General features: G+C 54.1%; 14 protein-coding genes. 6 read left to right on the top strand and 8 right to left on the bottom strand.

What is annotated here, in order from left to right:
• Positions 1–33 precede the first annotated feature (33 nt).
• Positions 34–204: a hypothetical protein gene (locus EBB_RS24305; RefSeq protein WP_192396212.1), complete on the top strand. Its 171-nt coding sequence runs from the start codon at positions 34–36 to the stop codon at positions 202–204.
• Between the two features lie 64 nt (positions 205–268).
• Here EBB_RS24305 and EBB_RS24300 read toward each other — a convergent pair whose 3' ends face one another.
• Positions 269–1114: a PA4780 family RIO1-like protein kinase gene (locus tag EBB_RS24300; RefSeq protein WP_192396211.1), complete on the bottom strand. Its 846-nt coding sequence runs from the start codon at positions 1112–1114 to the stop codon at positions 269–271.
• Positions 1115–1429: 315 nt separating this feature from the next.
• Between EBB_RS24300 and EBB_RS24295 the strand changes: the two genes are divergently transcribed.
• The 4 genes from EBB_RS24295 (at position 1430) to EBB_RS24280 (ending at position 6642) form a co-directional block, all read left to right on the top strand.
• Positions 1430–2965: a phytoene desaturase family protein gene (locus EBB_RS24295; protein ID WP_192396210.1), complete on the top strand. Its 1536-nt coding sequence runs from the start codon at positions 1430–1432 to the stop codon at positions 2963–2965.
• Between the two features lie 12 nt (positions 2966–2977).
• The gene (locus EBB_RS24290) at positions 2978–4561 is read left to right on the top strand and encodes an aldehyde dehydrogenase family protein (protein WP_225587873.1); all 1584 of its coding nucleotides are present in this window, start codon (positions 2978–2980) and stop codon (positions 4559–4561) included.
• Complete coding sequence (locus tag EBB_RS24285) at positions 4561–6060, top strand: phytoene desaturase family protein (RefSeq protein WP_192396208.1); 1500 nt, start codon at positions 4561–4563, stop codon at positions 6058–6060. Before EBB_RS24290 ends, EBB_RS24285 begins: the two co-directional genes overlap by 1 nt.
• Before the next feature lie 168 nt (positions 6061–6228).
• Entirely contained in the window at positions 6229–6642 is a 414-nt protein-coding gene (locus EBB_RS24280) for an RNA recognition motif domain-containing protein (RefSeq protein ID WP_192396207.1), read from the top strand.
• A gap of 29 nt (positions 6643–6671) precedes the next feature.
• Here EBB_RS24280 and EBB_RS24275 read toward each other — a convergent pair whose 3' ends face one another.
• From EBB_RS24275 to EBB_RS24250, 6 genes are read right to left on the bottom strand one after another with little or no spacing between them, the layout of a single operon-like run.
• On the bottom strand, positions 6672–8336 hold the full coding sequence (locus EBB_RS24275) for a diguanylate cyclase (RefSeq protein WP_192396206.1): 1665 nt from the start codon (positions 8334–8336) through the stop codon (positions 6672–6674).
• Between the two features lie 5 nt (positions 8337–8341).
• Entirely contained in the window at positions 8342–8788 is a 447-nt protein-coding gene (locus EBB_RS24270; protein ID WP_192396205.1) for a response regulator, read from the bottom strand.
• Entirely contained in the window at positions 8778–10964 is a 2187-nt protein-coding gene (locus EBB_RS24265; RefSeq protein ID WP_192396204.1) for a CHASE domain-containing protein, read from the bottom strand. The genes EBB_RS24270 and EBB_RS24265 overlap by 11 nt, the downstream gene beginning before the upstream one ends.
• On the bottom strand, positions 10961–13147 hold the full coding sequence (locus tag EBB_RS24260) for a PhnD/SsuA/transferrin family substrate-binding protein (protein ID WP_192396203.1): 2187 nt from the start codon (positions 13145–13147) through the stop codon (positions 10961–10963). The genes EBB_RS24265 and EBB_RS24260 overlap by 4 nt, the downstream gene beginning before the upstream one ends.
• A 47-nt stretch (positions 13148–13194) precedes the next feature.
• Positions 13195–15606: an ABC transporter permease gene (locus EBB_RS24255; protein WP_192396202.1), complete on the bottom strand. Its 2412-nt coding sequence runs from the start codon at positions 15604–15606 to the stop codon at positions 13195–13197.
• Positions 15603–16301 (bottom strand): ABC transporter ATP-binding protein, encoded by a 699-nt coding sequence (locus EBB_RS24250; protein ID WP_192396201.1) that lies wholly within the window; start codon positions 16299–16301, stop codon positions 15603–15605. Before EBB_RS24250 ends, EBB_RS24255 begins: the two co-directional genes overlap by 4 nt.
• Before the next feature lie 88 nt (positions 16302–16389).
• On the opposite strand from EBB_RS24250, the gene EBB_RS24245 reads away from it, so the two are divergent.
• The gene (locus EBB_RS24245; RefSeq protein WP_225587740.1) at positions 16390–16962 is read left to right on the top strand and encodes a methyltransferase family protein; all 573 of its coding nucleotides are present in this window, start codon (positions 16390–16392) and stop codon (positions 16960–16962) included.
• A gap of 43 nt (positions 16963–17005) precedes the next feature.
• Here EBB_RS24245 and trxB read toward each other — a convergent pair whose 3' ends face one another.
• On the bottom strand, positions 17006–17962 hold the full coding sequence (gene trxB / locus EBB_RS24240) for a thioredoxin-disulfide reductase (protein WP_192396200.1): 957 nt from the start codon (positions 17960–17962) through the stop codon (positions 17006–17008).
• Between the last annotated feature and the right edge of the window lie 63 nt (positions 17963–18025).

Below are 18025 nucleotides of genomic sequence, written 5' to 3'. Positions count from 1 at the left end.
GGCGGGTACTATTCAATCAAGAGGAGATATATCATGTCATCCGTATCGGGAGTAGGTTCATCACCGTATTTCCCTATCACCAACCAAGCGAAACAGCCCGCAGCCAATCAGCAAGCAGCAACGCCGCCCGTGCAAGCGGTTGTGAAAGACACAGATGGCGATAATGATGCAAGAATAGGCAGCAAAATCGACACCTATGCCTGATAGCGTTAGCGGTGCCAAGCAGTAAGAAAAAGCCGGGTAACACCGGCTTTTTCTTTTTCAGGGGCTATGGGGTTTGTAGAAAACGCTGCTTGGCTTCGTTGTCTTCGCGAGCGGCGTCTATCTCACGGATCACGCTACGCAGATCGGCTGGTTTATTACTGTCTTCGAAATGTCCGGTTAGGTTGGTTTCCGGATGCAAATCGCCGCTTTGATACAGCTTCCACATTTCCTTACCAAAATTAGTTGTCAACAATTCCGGCGCGAACTGGCCGAAGTAGGCGGCCATATTGGCAACGTCGCGCTCCAGCATTGCGCGGGCATTGTTATTGCCGGCCGCGTCCACCGCTTGCGGTAAATCGATAATCACCGGACCGTCACTGCCGACCAGTACGTTGTATTCCGACAAATCGCCATGCACCAGACCATCACAAAGCATGCGCACGATCTGGCCGATCAGAAAGGCATGGTATTCGCGGGCCAGCTCTGCCGGCATTTCCAGATCGTTCAGTCTAGGCGCCGGGTGGCCGTCGGCATCGGCGACCAATTCCATCAACAGGACGCCGTCAATGAAATTATAGGGTTTCGGCACTCTGACGCCGGCATCCGCCAGGCGATATAAAGCCGTCACCTCGGCGTTTTGCCAAGCCGATTCCTGTTCTTTACGGCCATAGCTACTGCCTTTTTCCATCGCGCGGGCGCGGCGGCTATTGCGCACTTTGCGGCCTTCCTGGTAAAGCACGCTTTTTTTAAAGCTACGCTGGTCGGCTTCTTTATAAACCTTGGCGCAGCAGATTTCCGCGCCGCAACGCACCACATACACGGCTGCTTCCTTGCCGCTCTTCAGCGAGCCTATGACCTCGTCGATCAGGCCGCTATCGATTAGGGGTTCAAGTCTTTTCGGTGTTTTCATACTGCCTATTATGCCGCGCTCGCACGAATATCGCGCAAAACTTCCGCCAATCGATCCACTTTTAGTGGCGAGAATAAGCTTTCTCGTTTTTTTGGGCTCAAATCAATAACCGGCGATTCAAAGACCATCCACTGAATCGCTGTTGAATTCTCTGTGGCTCCAACCTTAGGTTAAATCGGGTTTTTCGGGCTTGCGTAGGGTCTGCGGGTGCGGGTGGTTTTACTTTGGTGTTGGCGAATAGGTCGCTTTTTGACATTTTGCTGTTACATTAGCGCTTTTATAAAACGACTCGGCAAGCACCGCTCATCTCATATCATGGCAGATTCAAAACATATCATCATCGTTGGCGCCGGCCCCGGCGGCTTGTGCGCCGGCATGTTACTCAGCCATCGCGGCTTTAAAGTTTCCATTTTTGACAAACATCCCAACGTCGGCGGCCGCAATCGGGCTATCACGATGGATGGCTTTACCTTCGATACCGGCCCGACCTTTTTATTGATGAAGGGCGTTTTGGACGAAATGTTTGAGTTGTGCGGCCGGCGCAGCGAAGACTATATGCAGTTTATGCCGCTGAGTCCGATGTACCGGCTGTTGTATGACGACCGCGAGATTAATGTGTTTTCGGACCGGGAAAACATGCGCGCCGAATTGGAACGGGTTTTCGACGAAGGCAGCGCCGGCTACGAACGTTTCATGGACAACGAACGCAGCCGCTTCAATCGTTTGTACCCGTGCATTACCCGCGATTACTCGAATTGGTCTTCGTTCTTCTCGCTGGATTTGATCAAGGCTTTGCCCTGGCTGGCGTTTCCAAAAAGCGTGTTCAACAACCTGGGCCAATATTTCGATAAGGAAAAAATGCGCCTGGCGTTTTGCTTTCAATCCAAGTATCTGGGCATGTCGCCGTGGGAGTGCCCGGCTTTGTTTACGATGTTGCCGTACCTTGAGCATGAATATGGCATTTACCATGTGGCCGGCGGTTTGAATAAGATTGCGACGGCGATGGCGCAAGTGGTGACCGAGTCCGGCGGCGAGATTCATCTGAATGCCGAAATCGCCTCGTTGATCGTTGAAGACGGCGCGACCAAGGGCGTGAGGTTGCAAAACGGCGAGGAAGTGCGCGGCGACGAAGTGATCGTCAATGCCGATTTTGCCCACGCTATGACGCATTTGCTGGAACCCGGCACCTTGCGCAAATACGATCATCAGGAATTACAAAAGCGCGAGTATTCCTGCTCGACCTTCATGCTCTATTTGGGCCTGGACAAACTATACGATTTGCCGCATCACACCATCGTATTTGCCAAAGATTACCGCACCAACATCCGCAACATCTTCAGCAACAAAACCTTGACCGAGGACTTCTCGTTTTACGTGCAAAACGCCTCGGTCAGCGATGCCAGCCTGGCGCCGGCCGGTAAGTCGGCCTTATACGTGCTGGTGCCGATGCCGAATAACGATAGTGGCGTTGATTGGCAAGCCCATTGCGCCGATGTGCGCGAGCAAGTGCTGGATACGCTGGGCGCGCGTCTGGGTTTGAGCGATCTTCGTGAGCATATCGAATGCGAAAAAATCATCACTCCCGGCACCTGGGAAAGCGATGAACACGTTTATAAAGGCGCGACGTTCAGCCTGTCGCACAAGTTCAGCCAGATGCTGTACTGGCGGCCGCATAACCGCTTCGAAGAACTGGATAATTGTTATCTGGTCGGCGGCGGCACCCATCCGGGTAGCGGTTTGCCGACTATTTACGAGTCGGCGCGGATTTCCTCGAATCTGATTTCCCGCAAACACCGGGTGCAGTTCAAGGAAATTCAACAAAGCGCCTGGCTGAAAAAAGCCAAGGGCTAAGCGGTGGCGACGATGCAGGCCGTTTCGCCGGTCGATGGCCGGGTGCTGGGCGACTTTCCGGTTAGCGATGCTCAGGCGATTCAGCAGCAGATGCTTGCTGCGCGTGCTGCGGCGCAAATCTGGGGCAGGCGACCGGTAGCCGAAAGGGCGAAAACTCTAGCCAAGCTGGTGCCTTTATTAATGGCCGAGCTCGACTCGATTTGCGAGCTAATCAGCCTGACCACCGGTAAAGTCCGCACCGAAGCCCTGTTGGGTGAGATTTACCCGGTTTTGGATTTGGCCCGCTATTACCAAAAGCACGCCGCCAATATCCTGTGCTATCAAGGCATTCCCACATCACCCTTTGCCTTTCCCGGCGCCACTGCCGGCATCGAGCGGCGGCCCTACGGCGTGGTGGCGGTGATTTCGCCGTGGAATTATCCGTTTCAACTGTCGGTCGGGCCGATGTTGACGGCCTTGTTTGCCGGCAATGCGGTGATCCTGAAACCCTCCGAATTAAGCTTGCCGGTTGGGCAGCTGATTTTCGATTTATTCAAGCAACTGGATTTACCAGGAGGCTTGGTGCCGTGGTTGATCGGCGACGGCGAAACGGGTGCGCAACTGATCGATGCTGGTCCGGATTTGGTGTTTTTTACCGGTGGCCTGAATAGCGGTAAAGCCGTCATGCAGCGAGCCGCGCAACACCCGATTCCGGTGTTGCTGGAATTGGGCGGCAAGGACCCGATGCTGGTATTCAACGACGCGGCATTGCAACGCGCGGCCGATGCAGCCTTGTACGGCGCGTATTGCAACAGCGGCCAGGTCTGCGTTTCGGTGGAGCGCTTGTATGTGCAGCAGGATTGTCACGACGAATTTTTAAGCTTGTTGCTGCAAGGCGTCGGGCAATTGCAAGTCGGCCACGGCCCGCACGGCGACTTGGGCGCGATGACCAGCGAGAGGCAAATTGCACTTGTCGAGGCGCATTACCAGGACGCCATCGCCCAAGGCGCGCAAGCCTCCGGGCCGCTGGAGCGGCAGGGTAATTACCTTAAACCCGTCGTGCTATGGAATGTCCATCACGGCATGCGGGTAATGCGTGAGGAAGGCTTCGGTCCCTTGCTGCCGGTGATGGCCTTCAGCGATGAAGCCGACGCCATCGGTCTGGCCAACGATAGCGAGTTTGGTTTGAATGCCAGCATCTGGAGCCAGGACATAGCCAAAGCCGAGCGGGTCGCCGGCCAACTGCAAGTCGGCAATTGGGCGGTCAACGACGTTATCAAAAATATCGGCCATCCCGGTCTGCCGTTCGGCGGCGTGAAAAAAAGCGGCTTTGGCCGTTATCACGGCGCGGAAGGTTTGCGCAATTTCACCTATCCGGTCGCCGGCATGACCAGTCGCAGCCATTTGCCCAAGGAACCTAATTGGTTTCCGTATTCGGAGCAACGCTACCAGGATTTCAAAGGCTATATGGACTTTGTCTACGGCGAGGGTTCGCTGTGGCAACGCATCAAACGCAACTGGCCAGCGTTGCAAGCTTTTCGCGAATATTCAGCGTTCGATTTAACCCAGCGCTGGCAAAATCTTAAATTACTGTTGTCATGGAAACGGGACTACTGATGAAGCAAAACAATAACAATAAACGCGTCGTGGTGATCGGCGCCGGTTTGGGTGGTTTATCCGCAGCGATTTCTTTAGCCAGCGAAGGTTTTGCGGTGGAATTGGTCGAGAAGAACGACAAGGTCGGCGGCAAACTGAACATCATGACCAAGGATGGCTTCACTTTCGATTTGGGACCGTCGATTCTGACTATGCCGCATATCTTCGAGGCCTTATTTAGCAAAGTCGGTAAAAACATGGCCGATTATGTCGGCATCGAAAAAGTCGAACCGCACTGGCGCAATTTCTTCGAAGACGGCACGCACATTGATTTATGTGAAGACCCGGAAAATCAGCGCCGTGAGCTGGACAAACTGGGGCCAAATACTGCTGCCGAGTTTGCCAACTTTATGGCCTATTCCAAAAAACTGGGTACTGAAACAGAGGCTGGCTACTTCGCGAAGGGCCTGGATACCTTCTGGGAATTGCTGAAGTTTTACGGCCCTATCCGTGCCTTGAATTTCGACGTATTCCGTTCGATGGATCAGGGCGTGAAACGCTTTATTTCCCATCCCAAACTGATCGATATCCTGAATTATTTCATCAAATACGTCGGCTCTTCGCCTTACGATTCGCCGGCTTTGATGAATTTGATGCCCTACATTCAATACGAATATGGCTTGTGGTACGTGAAAGGCGGCATGTACGGCTTGGCGCAGGCCATGGAAAAGCTGGCTATCGAGTTGGGCGTAACCATCCGCTTAAACAGCGAAGTTGAGGAAATTCAATACCAAGCCGGTAAGGCTACCGGCATTAAACTGCAAGGCGGCGAAGTGCTGGCTGCGGACATCGTGGTGTCGAATATGGAAGTGATTCCAGCTATGGATAAGCTGCTAAATAGCTCGCCGGCTGAATTGAAAAAGATGCAGCGCTTCGAGCCGACCTGTTCGGGCTTGGTGTTGCATTTGGGCGTCAATCGGCTGTATCCGCAGTTGGCGCATCATAATTTCTTTTATTCCGATCATCCGCGCGAGCATTTCGACGCGGTATTTCATAGCGGCAAATTGTCGGACGATCCGACGATTTACCTAGTCGCGCCCTGCAAAACCGATCCCAGTCAGGCGCCGGCCGGTTGCGAGATCATTAAAATCCTGCCGCACATCCCGCATATCAACCCGGACAAACCGCTGACCGCCGACGATTATTGGGCGCTGCGCGAACGGGTGCTGGTTAAATTGGAGCGCATGGGTTTGACCGATTTACGCCAACACATCGTTACCGAAGAATACTGGACGCCGCTGGATATTCAGGCCAAGTATTATTCTAATTTAGGCTCGATTTACGGAGTGGTTTCGGATCGCTGGAAAAACCTGGGCTTCAAGGCACCGCAACGCAGCAAGCAATTAAGCAATCTGTATTTCGTCGGCGGTAGCGTCAATCCGGGCGGCGGCATGCCGATGGTGACCTTGTCCGGGCAATTGGTGCGGGATAAGATTTTGGCGGACCTGGGGCAGGTTTAGCCCCAGGCAGACAAAAAATTCGGATTTGCATAAGCCGGTTAAATTTAAGCCTACACTTATGCGGCGTTTGCATAGCCTGGGGTTAGCCCGGTATAAACGCATTCGGGCTGGAAGAGCTGTATTTATGCGCTTTTGGCTTATTTCTTATGCCTACTGTTAGCTAGATTTATGCTGCTTTTTTTTCGGAATATCCCGGCACCGACCCGGCCCAACGAATTGTATTCTTACGTGGCGATGGCTGTCAGTGAAGATTTAATAGAACAGGCCAAGCAAGTAATCACCGTCGACGTGATGGTGATTCGGGACAAGCGCAGCAATCAGCTCGAGCATCACGGCCTGGTGTCGGTGAATTCGGATGAAGCCGGCATTCGTGCTATCAAGAATCTGAATAGCCTGTTGTTTAACGGCTGCGAGGTTTTGGTGCGAGTTTACAAGCAGCGTGACGTCAAAAATGACCGGCGCCGCACTGGGTTGCCGGTGCCGCAGGATATTATCGACAAACGCATTCAGGATCGGCGTCGCGGCGCTAGCGTGGAAATTTATGTCGATTTTTCAAATGTGTTCTATCCAATCACGCTTTAAAGGCGCTTTGCCGTTTGGGCATTAGACCGCTAAAGCCAGACGCGCACGCAGTTCCGGCCATTTTCCTTAGCGGTGTATAGCGCTTTATCGGCCTTGGTCAATACGCAATCGGCCGTACCACTATCGGCATGCATTAAGGCAATCCCGATACTGACGGTTATCGGAATTGTATGCTTATCCATAAGCAACGGTGTATCGGCCAGCACCTTACGTAAACGTTCGGCAATGATCATGGCGGGTTCGGCGTCGGTCTCAGGCATGAATATCGCGAACTCCTCGCCGCCAATCCGGCCCACCACATCGATCTGACGCAATTCCGCGCGCATAATGCCGGCAAAGTGCTGCAACATCGCGTCGCCGGTGGGGTGTCCGTAACCGTCGTTAATCTGCTTGAAATGATCCAGGTCCAGCATTAATACCGCTACCCGGTGATTATTGCGCTTTACCCTGGCAAATTCATTTTCCAGACGGGCCATAAAGTGCCGACGATTTAAAAAACCGGTCAAGCCGTCGGTCGTTGCCAATTCCCACAGTTCGGTTTGCATCCTTTTACGTTCGCTGACATCCTGCTTAACGCCGACGAAATGGCGTATGCAGCCTTGCTGATCCGTGACCGGGGAAATTACCAGCTCTTCGTCATACAGTTCGCCATTTTTACGCCGGTTGACGATTTCGCCGCGCCAGGTGTTTCCCGACAGTATGGTGTCCCATAAATTGTGATAAAAGGCCGGGTCTTGCTTGCCGGATTTGACCAGTTCGTTGGGCCGCATACCGATAGCTTCGTGGCGGCTAAACCCGGTCAGTGTTTCAAAGGCTTTATTGGCCCATTCGATATTAGCATTGACGTCGGTAATCACTACACCGTGTTCCACCGTTTCCAGGGCTGATACCAGTAAGTGGTCGCGCAACTCCGACGCCTTGCGTAAGCTGATGTCCTGATGGATACCCACCGCGCGTATCGGTTGACCATGAAAATCCCACTCCAGCACGCGGCCGGTATCGTGCACCCAAACCCAATGGCCATCCTTGTGAAGTAAGCGATGTTCAACAGAGTAAAGGTCGGTTTCGCCGCGCAAATGCGGTTCCAGAGAAGCTGTGACTAACGGCCAATCATCCGGATGCACCAAGCGTTTCCATATGTCTATATCGGATCCGACTTCGTCAAGCGTGTATCCCAGCATCGAGGCCCAGAGGTCGTTGTAAATCACCTTTCCGCTGGGAATATGCCAATCCCATAAACCCAGATTGGCGCCCTGCAAGGCCATGCCCATCCGTTGTTCGGACTCGTGAAGCCGTTTTTCCAAGCTGATCCGAGTCAGCGCGTAGCGTATCGCCCTGACCAGGCTGTCGGTATCAATGTTGGTTTTGATCAGATAATCCTGCGCGCCGCAGTCCAGAGCCTTTAGAGAAAATTCGGTATCGTCGTGCCCGGTCAGCACGATAATCGGCAGCACTCGGGTCGCTTTGCGGATGCGTCTGACGGTATCCAAGCCGCGCGAATCCGGTAGGCTTAAATCCACCAGGACCACATCGATCTTTTGTTGGGCTATGATTTGTTCGCCATCCGCCAAATTTTCGCGCCAGATCAGTTCGAAACGCAGATTAGGCGAGGCACGCAAATATTGCCGAACCAGGTTGGCATCGCCCGGTTCGTCTTCAATTAATAAAACGCAGCAATTTGTCGCTTCAGTCATAGTGATTACTTGCTTGGTAAGCGCACGACATTGAACCAATAGCCTTCGATTTGCCGAACAGCCGCGATAAATTGTTCGACATCCACCGGTTTGGTGATGTAACTGCTGGCGCCAAGTTGGTAGGTTGCCACTACGTCGCGCTCAATATCGGAAGTGGTCAGGACAATGGCCGGGATGCTGGAGAAGTCCGGTTCCGACTTGATTTTAGCCAGAAGCTCGCGGCCGTTCATGCGCGGCATATTCAGATCCAGCAAGATCAAATCCGGGCGCGGCACGTCGGCATAGTCGGCGCCTTGCCGCCGCAAAAACGCCAGCGCTTCGACACCGTCCCAGACATGATGTAAATTGCAACGCACCCGGTTTTCCTTGAAACTCATTTTCACCAGATGGGCGTCGGCGGGTTCGTCTTCCACCAGCAACACATCGAACAGCGGCGTTGATTTATCCGTCATGCTTATTTCCTTCGATATTGGGTAGCTCGAACACCACTGCCGTACCGTTCTGCGCGGTACTTTCTATCCAAATTTTGCCGCGACAACTGCTGAGGATGCGGCGGGCTATCGACAAACCGATACCGGTGCCGGCCTCGTTGTCGCGATAATGCAGGCGCTCAAAAATTTCGAAGACCCGTTGCCGGTATTCCGCATCGATTCCGTCGCCGTTATCGCGCACATAATAACGATTTACGTCCAGATCGGATACGCCGCCAATTTCGATGTGTAAGGGGTGTTTAGGATGGGCTGGCTTGCCGTGCTTGAGGGCATTGTCCAAAAGTAATCTAAAAAGCTCGGCCATGCGGGGAAGATCGATATAGGCATGCGGTAATTCACCGACGCTGACGCTTGCGCCGGCAATCGCTATCTTGTCCGCAAATGCTTGGATAGCTGCTTCTGCAGCGGCTTTGGCGTCCACAAGAGTTATTTTGTCGCGGGCTTGATCGGCGGTGACATAAAGTTGAATGTCACGTACCAGACCGAGTAAACGCTGGGCGTCGCGTTCCAGATAATCCAGGCTGCTATTAATGTCTTCGTCGCCTAAAGCTTCCGGATACGCCTTTAATGAGTTGCGCAAGCGTTGCGTAAAGCTGCCGAAGCGGCGAGTTGGCTCCATCAAGTGATGGGCGGAAATTTCCGCGAAACGGCTCAGATCGGCGTTGCTGGTTTCCAAAGCCATGCGAATTTGTCTGGGTTCGGTAATGTCGATGCATGAGCCGATGTAACCGACGAATTCGCCGTGGTCGTCGTAACGGGGAATGCCGGTGTCGAGCAACCAGCGATATTCACCATCGTGGCGTTTCATCCGATATTCCATGCTGAACGGCTGCTGTTTTTCAAAGTGTTGGCTGTAGTGGTTTAGACAAAACTCCAGATCATCCGGATGTACCGTTTCTGACCAGCCATTACCCAATTCTTGTTCAATACTGCGCCCGGTAAAGTCCAACCAGACTTTGTTGAACCAGTAACAGAGCTTATTGGGTCCGGACAGCCAGATTAGCACCGGCGCGGAATTGGCCATGGCCCGGAACCGGCTTTCACTCTCCCGCAATTCGGCGGTCATACTCTGTGCCAGGGCCTGCGCCCGGCTGCGACTGTTCACTAATTGCCAGGTTAGCAAACTTAGCAGCAGGCTGAGGCTCACACTACTGCCGGCGATAATGAATGGCTTGTCTTGATCGACACGCGCTTGGAAATTTGCTTGAGCATGAATGAATAAGGTCCACGGGTGACAAGCCAGCACGATTTGTTGTTTGCGCGTCAATGTTGGCGGGGTATTGGCCGGCGGTGCCGCGCCGTACATGCGGCTTTCTTCGTTTAAGGTTTCTCCGTCGAATATTTCCAACCCCAAATCGCTTTCCAGTTCGCCGCCAATCCCGGCCATTAAGTCCTTGGTGCGGAATGGCGCGTAAACCCAACCCAGTAGATTGGTGCGGCGCTGCTCCAGCGTGTCGTGCGGCACGTCCTTTTTATAAACTGGCAGGTACATTATAAAACCGGCTTGCACGTCTTGGACGGTCTCCTGCAATAAGATTACTTTGCCGCTGATGCCCAGGCTGTTGTTGTCGCGGGCATAGCTCATCGCGCGGTTTCGAGTTGGCTCAGAGAACATGTCGAAACTGAATGCGCGTAGATTGCGGCCGAAAAACGGTTCCAGATAAATGACCGACGTGTAAAAATCCCGCTCGCCGACGGGATGGATGTCGTAATCGGCGAAGCCCTGTTTGCGCATCTGGGCAACATGCCGGTCTTTCTCGGTTTTCGGTATCCACAGGGAAAAGCCCACGCCCTGGATGCCGGGAAAGCGTTGGTCAAGGTTCAGTGCGGATACATATTCCCTATATTCGCTGCGTTCTACCAGCCCTGATGCCGCAAACAACCCCCTGGCGCCGTATAACATTTGCTCGTAAGTTTGTAATCGTTGCTCAATACTTTGCACCAATTGCCGGACGCGGAAATCGAAATAGAGCTGGCGTTCGTGTTCCAAGTCTTCAACCGCAATCAGCCAAGCCTGGTAACTGGTCAGCAATGTAATGAGCAGGACTGCTATCGTCAGCCAGTGGCTGTAATACCGCGGTTTGCTCAGGCTTGAGCGTGGCAGGGCGCCAACCGAGGTTTCTGGGTGCTTATTCATGCCGGCTGACTGTCGGTTGCGGGGGTATAGCCCAAGGGAATTTCAAACGTAAAACAGGAACCCTGGCCTTCGCCGGCCGAATCCACCCAAATTTTGCCGTTGTGATGCTCGATTATCCGCCGGCACAAAGCTAGGCCCATACCGGTGCCTTCGAAACGCGTGCGGGCTTGCAGGCGGCTGAAGAACTGAAACAGCCGATCAAATTGCCCGGGGTCTATACCGATGCCGTTGTCGCGCACGCTGAGCCGCCAAAAGCCGTCGCCGACCTCGGAGTTAACATCAATAATGGGAGCTTGGTATTCTTGGCGATAGTGCAGCGCGTTAACCAGCAGGTTTTGTAGTAAGCGGCTCAGTTCGTCGCGGCTGGCATACAGGATAGGCCAATCGCCTTGGCAACGGATGTTGGCTTGGCATTGTGCCGCCATGGGTTCGACGAACTGCAACACTTCATCGCGGATCGCGTCGCTGGCAATCCAGGATTTTTGTTGGGTCTTGCGGCCGACGCGCGAATACTCCAACAGCGAGACGATCATCGCATCCATGCGTTTGGCGCCTTCCAAGGCAAAATTCAGATTTTGCCGCGCGTCTTCATCCAATGACTCCCTGAGATTGCGTTCCAAAAATTGCAAATGGCCGGAGACCATGCGCAAGGGCTGCCGCATATCGTGGGAGACGCTGTAAGCGAATTGTTCCAGATCGACATTGGAACGCAACAAAGCATCGTGGCTTTGCCTTAATTCTTGTTCTATCTGTTTATGTTTGTCGATATCGACGTGCGTACCCAGCATCCGTTGCGGTTTGCCTTCCGGTGAGTGCGCTACCACCATGCCCTTGGCGAGTATCCACTTATAGCGTCCATCCTTGCAGCGCATGCGAAACTCCACCCAATACAATTTATTCTTGCCGTCGAAGTAGTCAGACAGGGTTTGCAGCACCCGGTCGGTATCGTCCGGATGCAGGCTGGCGCGCCAGGCATCGAAGTTATTGGCGAATTCATCCGGTTGATAACCCACCATCGATTTCCAGCGCGGCGAGAAAAACACCTCGCCGCTGACGATGTCCCAATCCCATACCCCTTCGTCGGCGCCTTCCAGGGCAAATTTCCAGCGATATTCGCTATCCGCCAGCCGTATATTCTGTTCGCGGACTCGGCGCCGTTCCGCCACCAGATAACGGTTTACCCAGAACAAACTCAAGCTGAGCAACACAACCAGCATGACACCGGCGCTGAGTGCCAGTATTGGTGTAGGGTAGCGTTGCCAAATATCCGTCAATGTGAATGACGGAACGGCGTCGAACGGCTTGGCGCGCACGTTCCGTAGTAATTGTTCCACCGAATTGTAATCGGCCGGGATGGTGAAGCCTTCAATCCCCGGAATATGGTCGGGGCCCATCAGAAACAAACTACCGGCGACTTTTTTGGCCAGCGCGCGGTCTACGTTGGGCATGGCTAAAAACGGCCACTCGGGATAAAGCGCAGTCGATAGCAGCTTGAAATCACTAGAGGGTTGGGCGTTGAGGATTTTGATTTGCCGCAGATCAAGCTTGCCATTTTTGGCCAAATCCTCCAGAACCCCGGTGCGGACAAATCCTATATCGGCTTGCCCGGACAATACGGCGGCCGTTACCGCATCGTGCGGCATACCTGTGATGACCAATTGGGATGCCTTCACTATGTCTATGCCGGCTTGGGCGGCTTCGTAAGCTTGCATTTGAAAGCCGCCCAGGGAGTCTTGACTGGTAGCGGCGATTTTTTTGCCGCGCAGGTCGTCGAGCGCGTTCAGATCCGCGCGCTCAGCCCGCGCAAAGATCACGCCGCCGAACTTATCCTGAGAGCCGCCGTTCTCGTGTCTGAGCAATGTCGCCAGCGGTGCTGAAAAACTGTGTTGATAGCTAATATGGACATAGTGGCCGGGATTGGTCAGCAAAAAGTCCAATTGTTTACTGTCCACTCTGGCTTCCAGTTCGTCGTAGTTCAAAGCTTCGACGACGAATTCGCGCTCCGGTATGGCCTGGTGCAAGATGCTGCTCAGTGCTTGCCATTGTTCCAGGGTTTGCGGCTTGGGCCGATAGGCCAATACGCCGATGCGCACCGGTGCGTCGGCCAGCGCTGTAAAGCTGGCTAGCAAGCAACAGCTCAGTAGCAGAAATTTAATCCGGTTAATCAAAGCGTTTGTAATCATTAATAAACGGTCACTGCTCATTTAGGTAAAACCCAATACTACGCTGTTCAGTGTCCCAAGCATTCTCTAATGCTTAGGCGGGTTGCCTTGCGCGCCGGCCAGAAGGCGGCTATCCAGGCCACTGCTAACATAATCATCAGCCAGTACAGAATAGCCCACAGGTCGAAGCGAAAATCCAGTTGTATGCCAAGCATAGTTCGTCCGAGTTGTTTCGCTAGCGGTTCGGCGGCCAGATATGCCAACGGAATACTCAGTAACCAAGCCATGCCGCCATGCAGCAGGCCTTCCAGTAAAAACATGCGGAACACTTTTTGGGAGGGCGCGCCGATGGCGCGTAATACGCCAATTTCGCGAATGCGCTGCAACACGCTAATTGCCAAGGTGCCGGACAAACCAATGCCGCCGACCGCCGCAATCATGCAGGCCAGGCCCAGCAGGGTGTTCAGTACTGATTTGAACTGGTTGCGGGTAAATTGGCGTTGTTCCAGTTTGGCAAGTGTGGTGTAAACATCCAGTTGTATGTCATGGTCCTGAAACTGTTGTTGCAAGTTGCGTAGGTAGTCGGCCTCCTGATGCGGGTCAGCGACCGGCGCATCGAGCAGTGCAAACGATGCCATTTCCCGGTTTTTGGTAATAACTCGCAGGGTTTCCAATGGTGCATAGACCGGTTCCACCGCATAGCTATTGCCGGCCAACCAACGATAGACGCCTATCACTTGCCATTTCTGGTGATCGGCGCCTAGCGCGACGTCCAGCATATCGCCGGCTCGGACAGCGTTCAGCGCGGCCGTATCCGCACTCAGCACCATTACGCGCTGGCCGGCGTCGCTGGCTTGCAACCAGCGTCCGGATTCAATCAGCGGTTGATACATGGTCGAGTTTGCCGGCAATGCCAGCATCTGCAGGCCCAGGCTGCCTTTTTGCGGCAAAGCTAGGCCGTCCTTGGCAATTTGTATGCTGGATCGTTGCCAGAATTCTATTTGTTCCGTGCCGGGCACCGCTGCGGCGATGTCGCGAATTGTTTGTTCGGATTGGTCTTGGGTAAAGCCGAGCCGCACGGCATAACGGCTGCGGGCCATTTCCCGATCCAGCGTTAAGTTCAGCGAGGCGATCAGGCTGGTCAACACTAAAAACATCACACCGGCGCAGACCAATACGCTTTGCGTCAAGACCAGCCTGGCTTTGCGGCGGAACAAATTCCCTAAGGCTGCGGCCGATAAAGTTGGCAGAAAGCGCGCGCCGAACTTCTCTATTAGCAGATCGCAACGGTTGTAGCCAAAATCGGCGCCCACGCCGTAACTGGCGATTGCCGCACGCACCGTCATGGCCGCACCGCGCAGAATTGGCGGCAAACCCGCCAGCAAGGGCGCCAGCAGGCCACCGAGCAGCATGTAATTGACGGCGGGCACGGACACGGCAAACGCGCCGCAATCGATATTGAATAAAGCCAGCAGTCGGCAGGCACTGAAGTAAGCGGCGGCTAGGGCGGGTGGTACGGCGAAAACGATCGCCGCCAACGATAAAAATAGGATTTCCAACAGGTACAGTTTGGCAATCGTGACGGTCTTGGCGCCCAGCGCTTTCATGACGCCGATCTGGTCGGTTTGCTGGGTAATGTGAGCCGATACCGTGTTTAAAATCAATACGCTAGCCAGGGCTAACGAGACCAAGGCCATGATTTGCAGCACACCGTTGATCCCGGCTAAAAACGGCCGGCCCCAATGTTGTTCCGGGTCTTGCAACAAGGTGACGTTGACGCTGATATGCCGCTCGCTCAGCAGGCTACGAATGTGCCCGGCAACACTGCGAGCGGCCTCGCTGCTGTATGGTTCGGCGATTTGCACCAACAATTGCCGGAAACTGTGTGCTGGAATGCCGAATTGGGCGGCTTGGGCGGCGCCGGCAAAAAAATGCACTTGGCCGCCGAATTTGGGCGGTTTTACAAAGGGATGGCGGACGATACCGCCGATAGGCCAGGTTTGCGGCCCTTGGGTGGTTTCGAATTCAATGTCGCCGCTTGGTATGCCGCTGGACAGGGCCGACAGGTTTTCTATCGCTACTTGATTAGCGCTCGGCCAATCGCCGGATTGCAGCGCGGTTTTGTCGAAATGTTGCTTGTCGTAGTTGGGGCGGATAATTAGCGTACCCAATTGCCAGTCGGGCTCGCCGGGTCGGCGGAAATGCACGCTCAACGGCGTCAGCGTATCGACGCCGGCTACGCCAGGTATAGCCTTGATGGGCTCCAACACACTGATGTCGGCGTCATTGCGTAAAATTAGATTGATATGCGACGGTTGCGATTGCCGATGTGCGGCATCCATTTTGCTCAGCAGTAAATCGATCATGCCGAATAAAGTCCCGACACAACAGACGCCGACGGCGATGCTGATAATCGCCAAGGCAGTGCGGCTTTTGGTCAGCCATAAGTCGGCCCAGACTTTATGCCAAAGCGTATTCACCTGCTGCCTACCGGCTGACTGTCGGCGTGGATTCGTCCGGAACGAATTTCCAGTTTGCGGCTGGCGGCATCGGCTAGGGCCTCGTTGTGGGTGACCATCACCAAGGTTTTGCCTTGGTCCCGCAGATGCGCAAACAAATCGAACACCGAATCGGCGGTGGCGGCATCCAGATTGCCGGTGGGTTCGTCGGCGACGATCAGCGGCGGGTCGTTGGCCAGCGCGCGAGCAATCGCCGCCCGTTGTTGCTGGCCGCCGGACACCTGGCTGGGCAAGCGCTCCGCCGTATCGGCCAGGCCGACCAGTTCCAACAAATACATGGCCCGCTCACGGCGCTGTTGCTTGTTTAACGAGCCGAGAAAGTCCATCGGCAGCACTATGTTTTGCAGCAGATTCAAGGTAGGCAATAACTGGAAAAATTGAAACACGATGCCAACATTGGCGCCGCGCCAGATGCTGAGTTTTTCGTTGCTGAGTGTTTGCAGCTCCGTGCCGTTGACGATGACTTGGCCTTGGCTGGGATGGTCGATGCCGGTCAGCAGGTTTAATAAGGTGGATTTGCCGTTGCCGGAGGGGCCGACGATGGCCACGAATTCGCCGGGGTAAATATCCAGATTGATGTCGTGCAATACGGTTTGCAGCGTGCCGGCTTGCGGATAATCCTTATAAACCTGTTTCAGTTCGATGATCTTTTTCATAACAGCCGGCAAATTGCGGTATGTTACACGAGGCGCGGGTATCCTGGCATGCCCGTCATTCCACGCACACTGCGCCGGAGGGCGATTAATGACATCGGTACGGATTTTGTGGCTATTGCTGTGCTTGGTTTGGATGGCGGCGGAAATTGGTTTGGCTCGCCGTACTGCGCTGCAAGCCGGGCCGGTCGTGAATACGGAGCGGCGTTCGCAACGCATCTTGTGGGGTAGCGTGCTACTGAGTCTGGCGCTGGCATTGTGGTTTAAAAATCTAGCGTTGGCGCCAATCGCCCTGAAGTATTTGCCCAGACAAATCCTGGCAATGCTGTTGTTTGCCGCGGGGCTTTACCTACGTTATCGGGCCGTCATGCAACTGGGCCGGTTTTTCACGACCAACGTGGCGATACAGCAAGAACACCGGCTGATAAAGGGCGGGCCTTACCGCTGGGTGCGGCATCCGGCCTACACCGGTTTGTTGATAGCCTTATTCGCCGCGGGTGTGGCGATGGGCGATTTTATTGCTTTGGCATTATTGCTTATGCCGACGGCATGGGCGTTTATTCGACGCATCGAGATTGAAGAACGGATGTTGCTGGCGGAGTTCGGTCCGGGTTATGCCGATTTTTGCCGGTCTACTTGGCGGCTATTGCCTTTGATATATTGAAAACGTATTGGGGCGGTCTTAACCACCCCAATCGGGGACAAGCCTAGCCGGTTAATTCGTCCAGATATTTTTCTACATCCAAAGCCGCCATACAGCCGGCGCCGGCTGAGGTGATGGCTTGTTTGTAATGTGAATCCATCACGTCGCCAGCCGCGAACACGCCGGGAACGCTGGTTGCAGTAGCGTTGCCATGAATGCCGCTGTTGACGACGATATAGCCGTGCTCCATTTTCAATTGGCCGGTAAAAATATCGGTGTTGGGAGTGTGGCCGATGGCGATAAATACACCGTGCACGTCCAGATCTCTGGTGCTACCGTCCTGCGTGCTCTTGATACGCAGACCGGTGACGCCCATGTCGTCGCCCAGTACTTCGTCCAACTCGTGATTCCATTCGATCCGCACGTTGCCCGATTTGGATTTTTCGATCAGTTTGTCCGACAGGATTTTTTCGGAACGGAATTTGTCTCGTCTGTGTACCACAATCACCTCGGAGGCGATGTTGGACAAATACAGTGCTTCTTCCACAGCAGTATTACCGCCGCCGATCACCGCGACCGGTTTGTTCCGGTAGAAGAAGCCGTCGCAGGTGGCGCAGGCGGAAACACCTTTGCCTTTGAAAGCCTCTTCGGACGGCAGACCCAGATATTTCGCCGAAGCGCCGGTGGCAATGATCAATGCATCGCAAGTATAAACGCCGGCATCTCCGGTTAGCGTAAACGGTTTTTGCGACAGATCGGCGGTATGGATATGGTCGAAAATGATTTCGGTATTGAAGCGCTCGGCATGCAAGCGCATCCGTTCCATCAAGTCCGGGCCTTGCAAGCCTTCCACGTCGCCGGGCCAGTTGTCCACTTCCGTGGTAGTGGTCAATTGGCCGCCTTGCTGCATGCCGGTGATCATCACCGGATTCAAGTTAGCGCGCGCGGCGTAAACGGCTGCGGTGTAACCGGCCGGGCCGGAACCTAGGATTAAGAGTTTGCAATGTTTTGCGGCAGCCATTATGTCGAGTCTCCATGCGGGTTAGGGTAGGAAAATTATAAGGGCATTCCCCCCGCGATAAAA

It is taken from the genome of Methylomonas fluvii (assembly GCF_014850975.1).
Classification (GTDB): Bacteria; Pseudomonadota; Gammaproteobacteria; order Methylococcales; family Methylomonadaceae; genus Methylomonas; species Methylomonas fluvii.
Note: the sequence above shows the minus strand (reverse complement) of the source record. Positions and strands in the feature narration are given on the sequence as shown.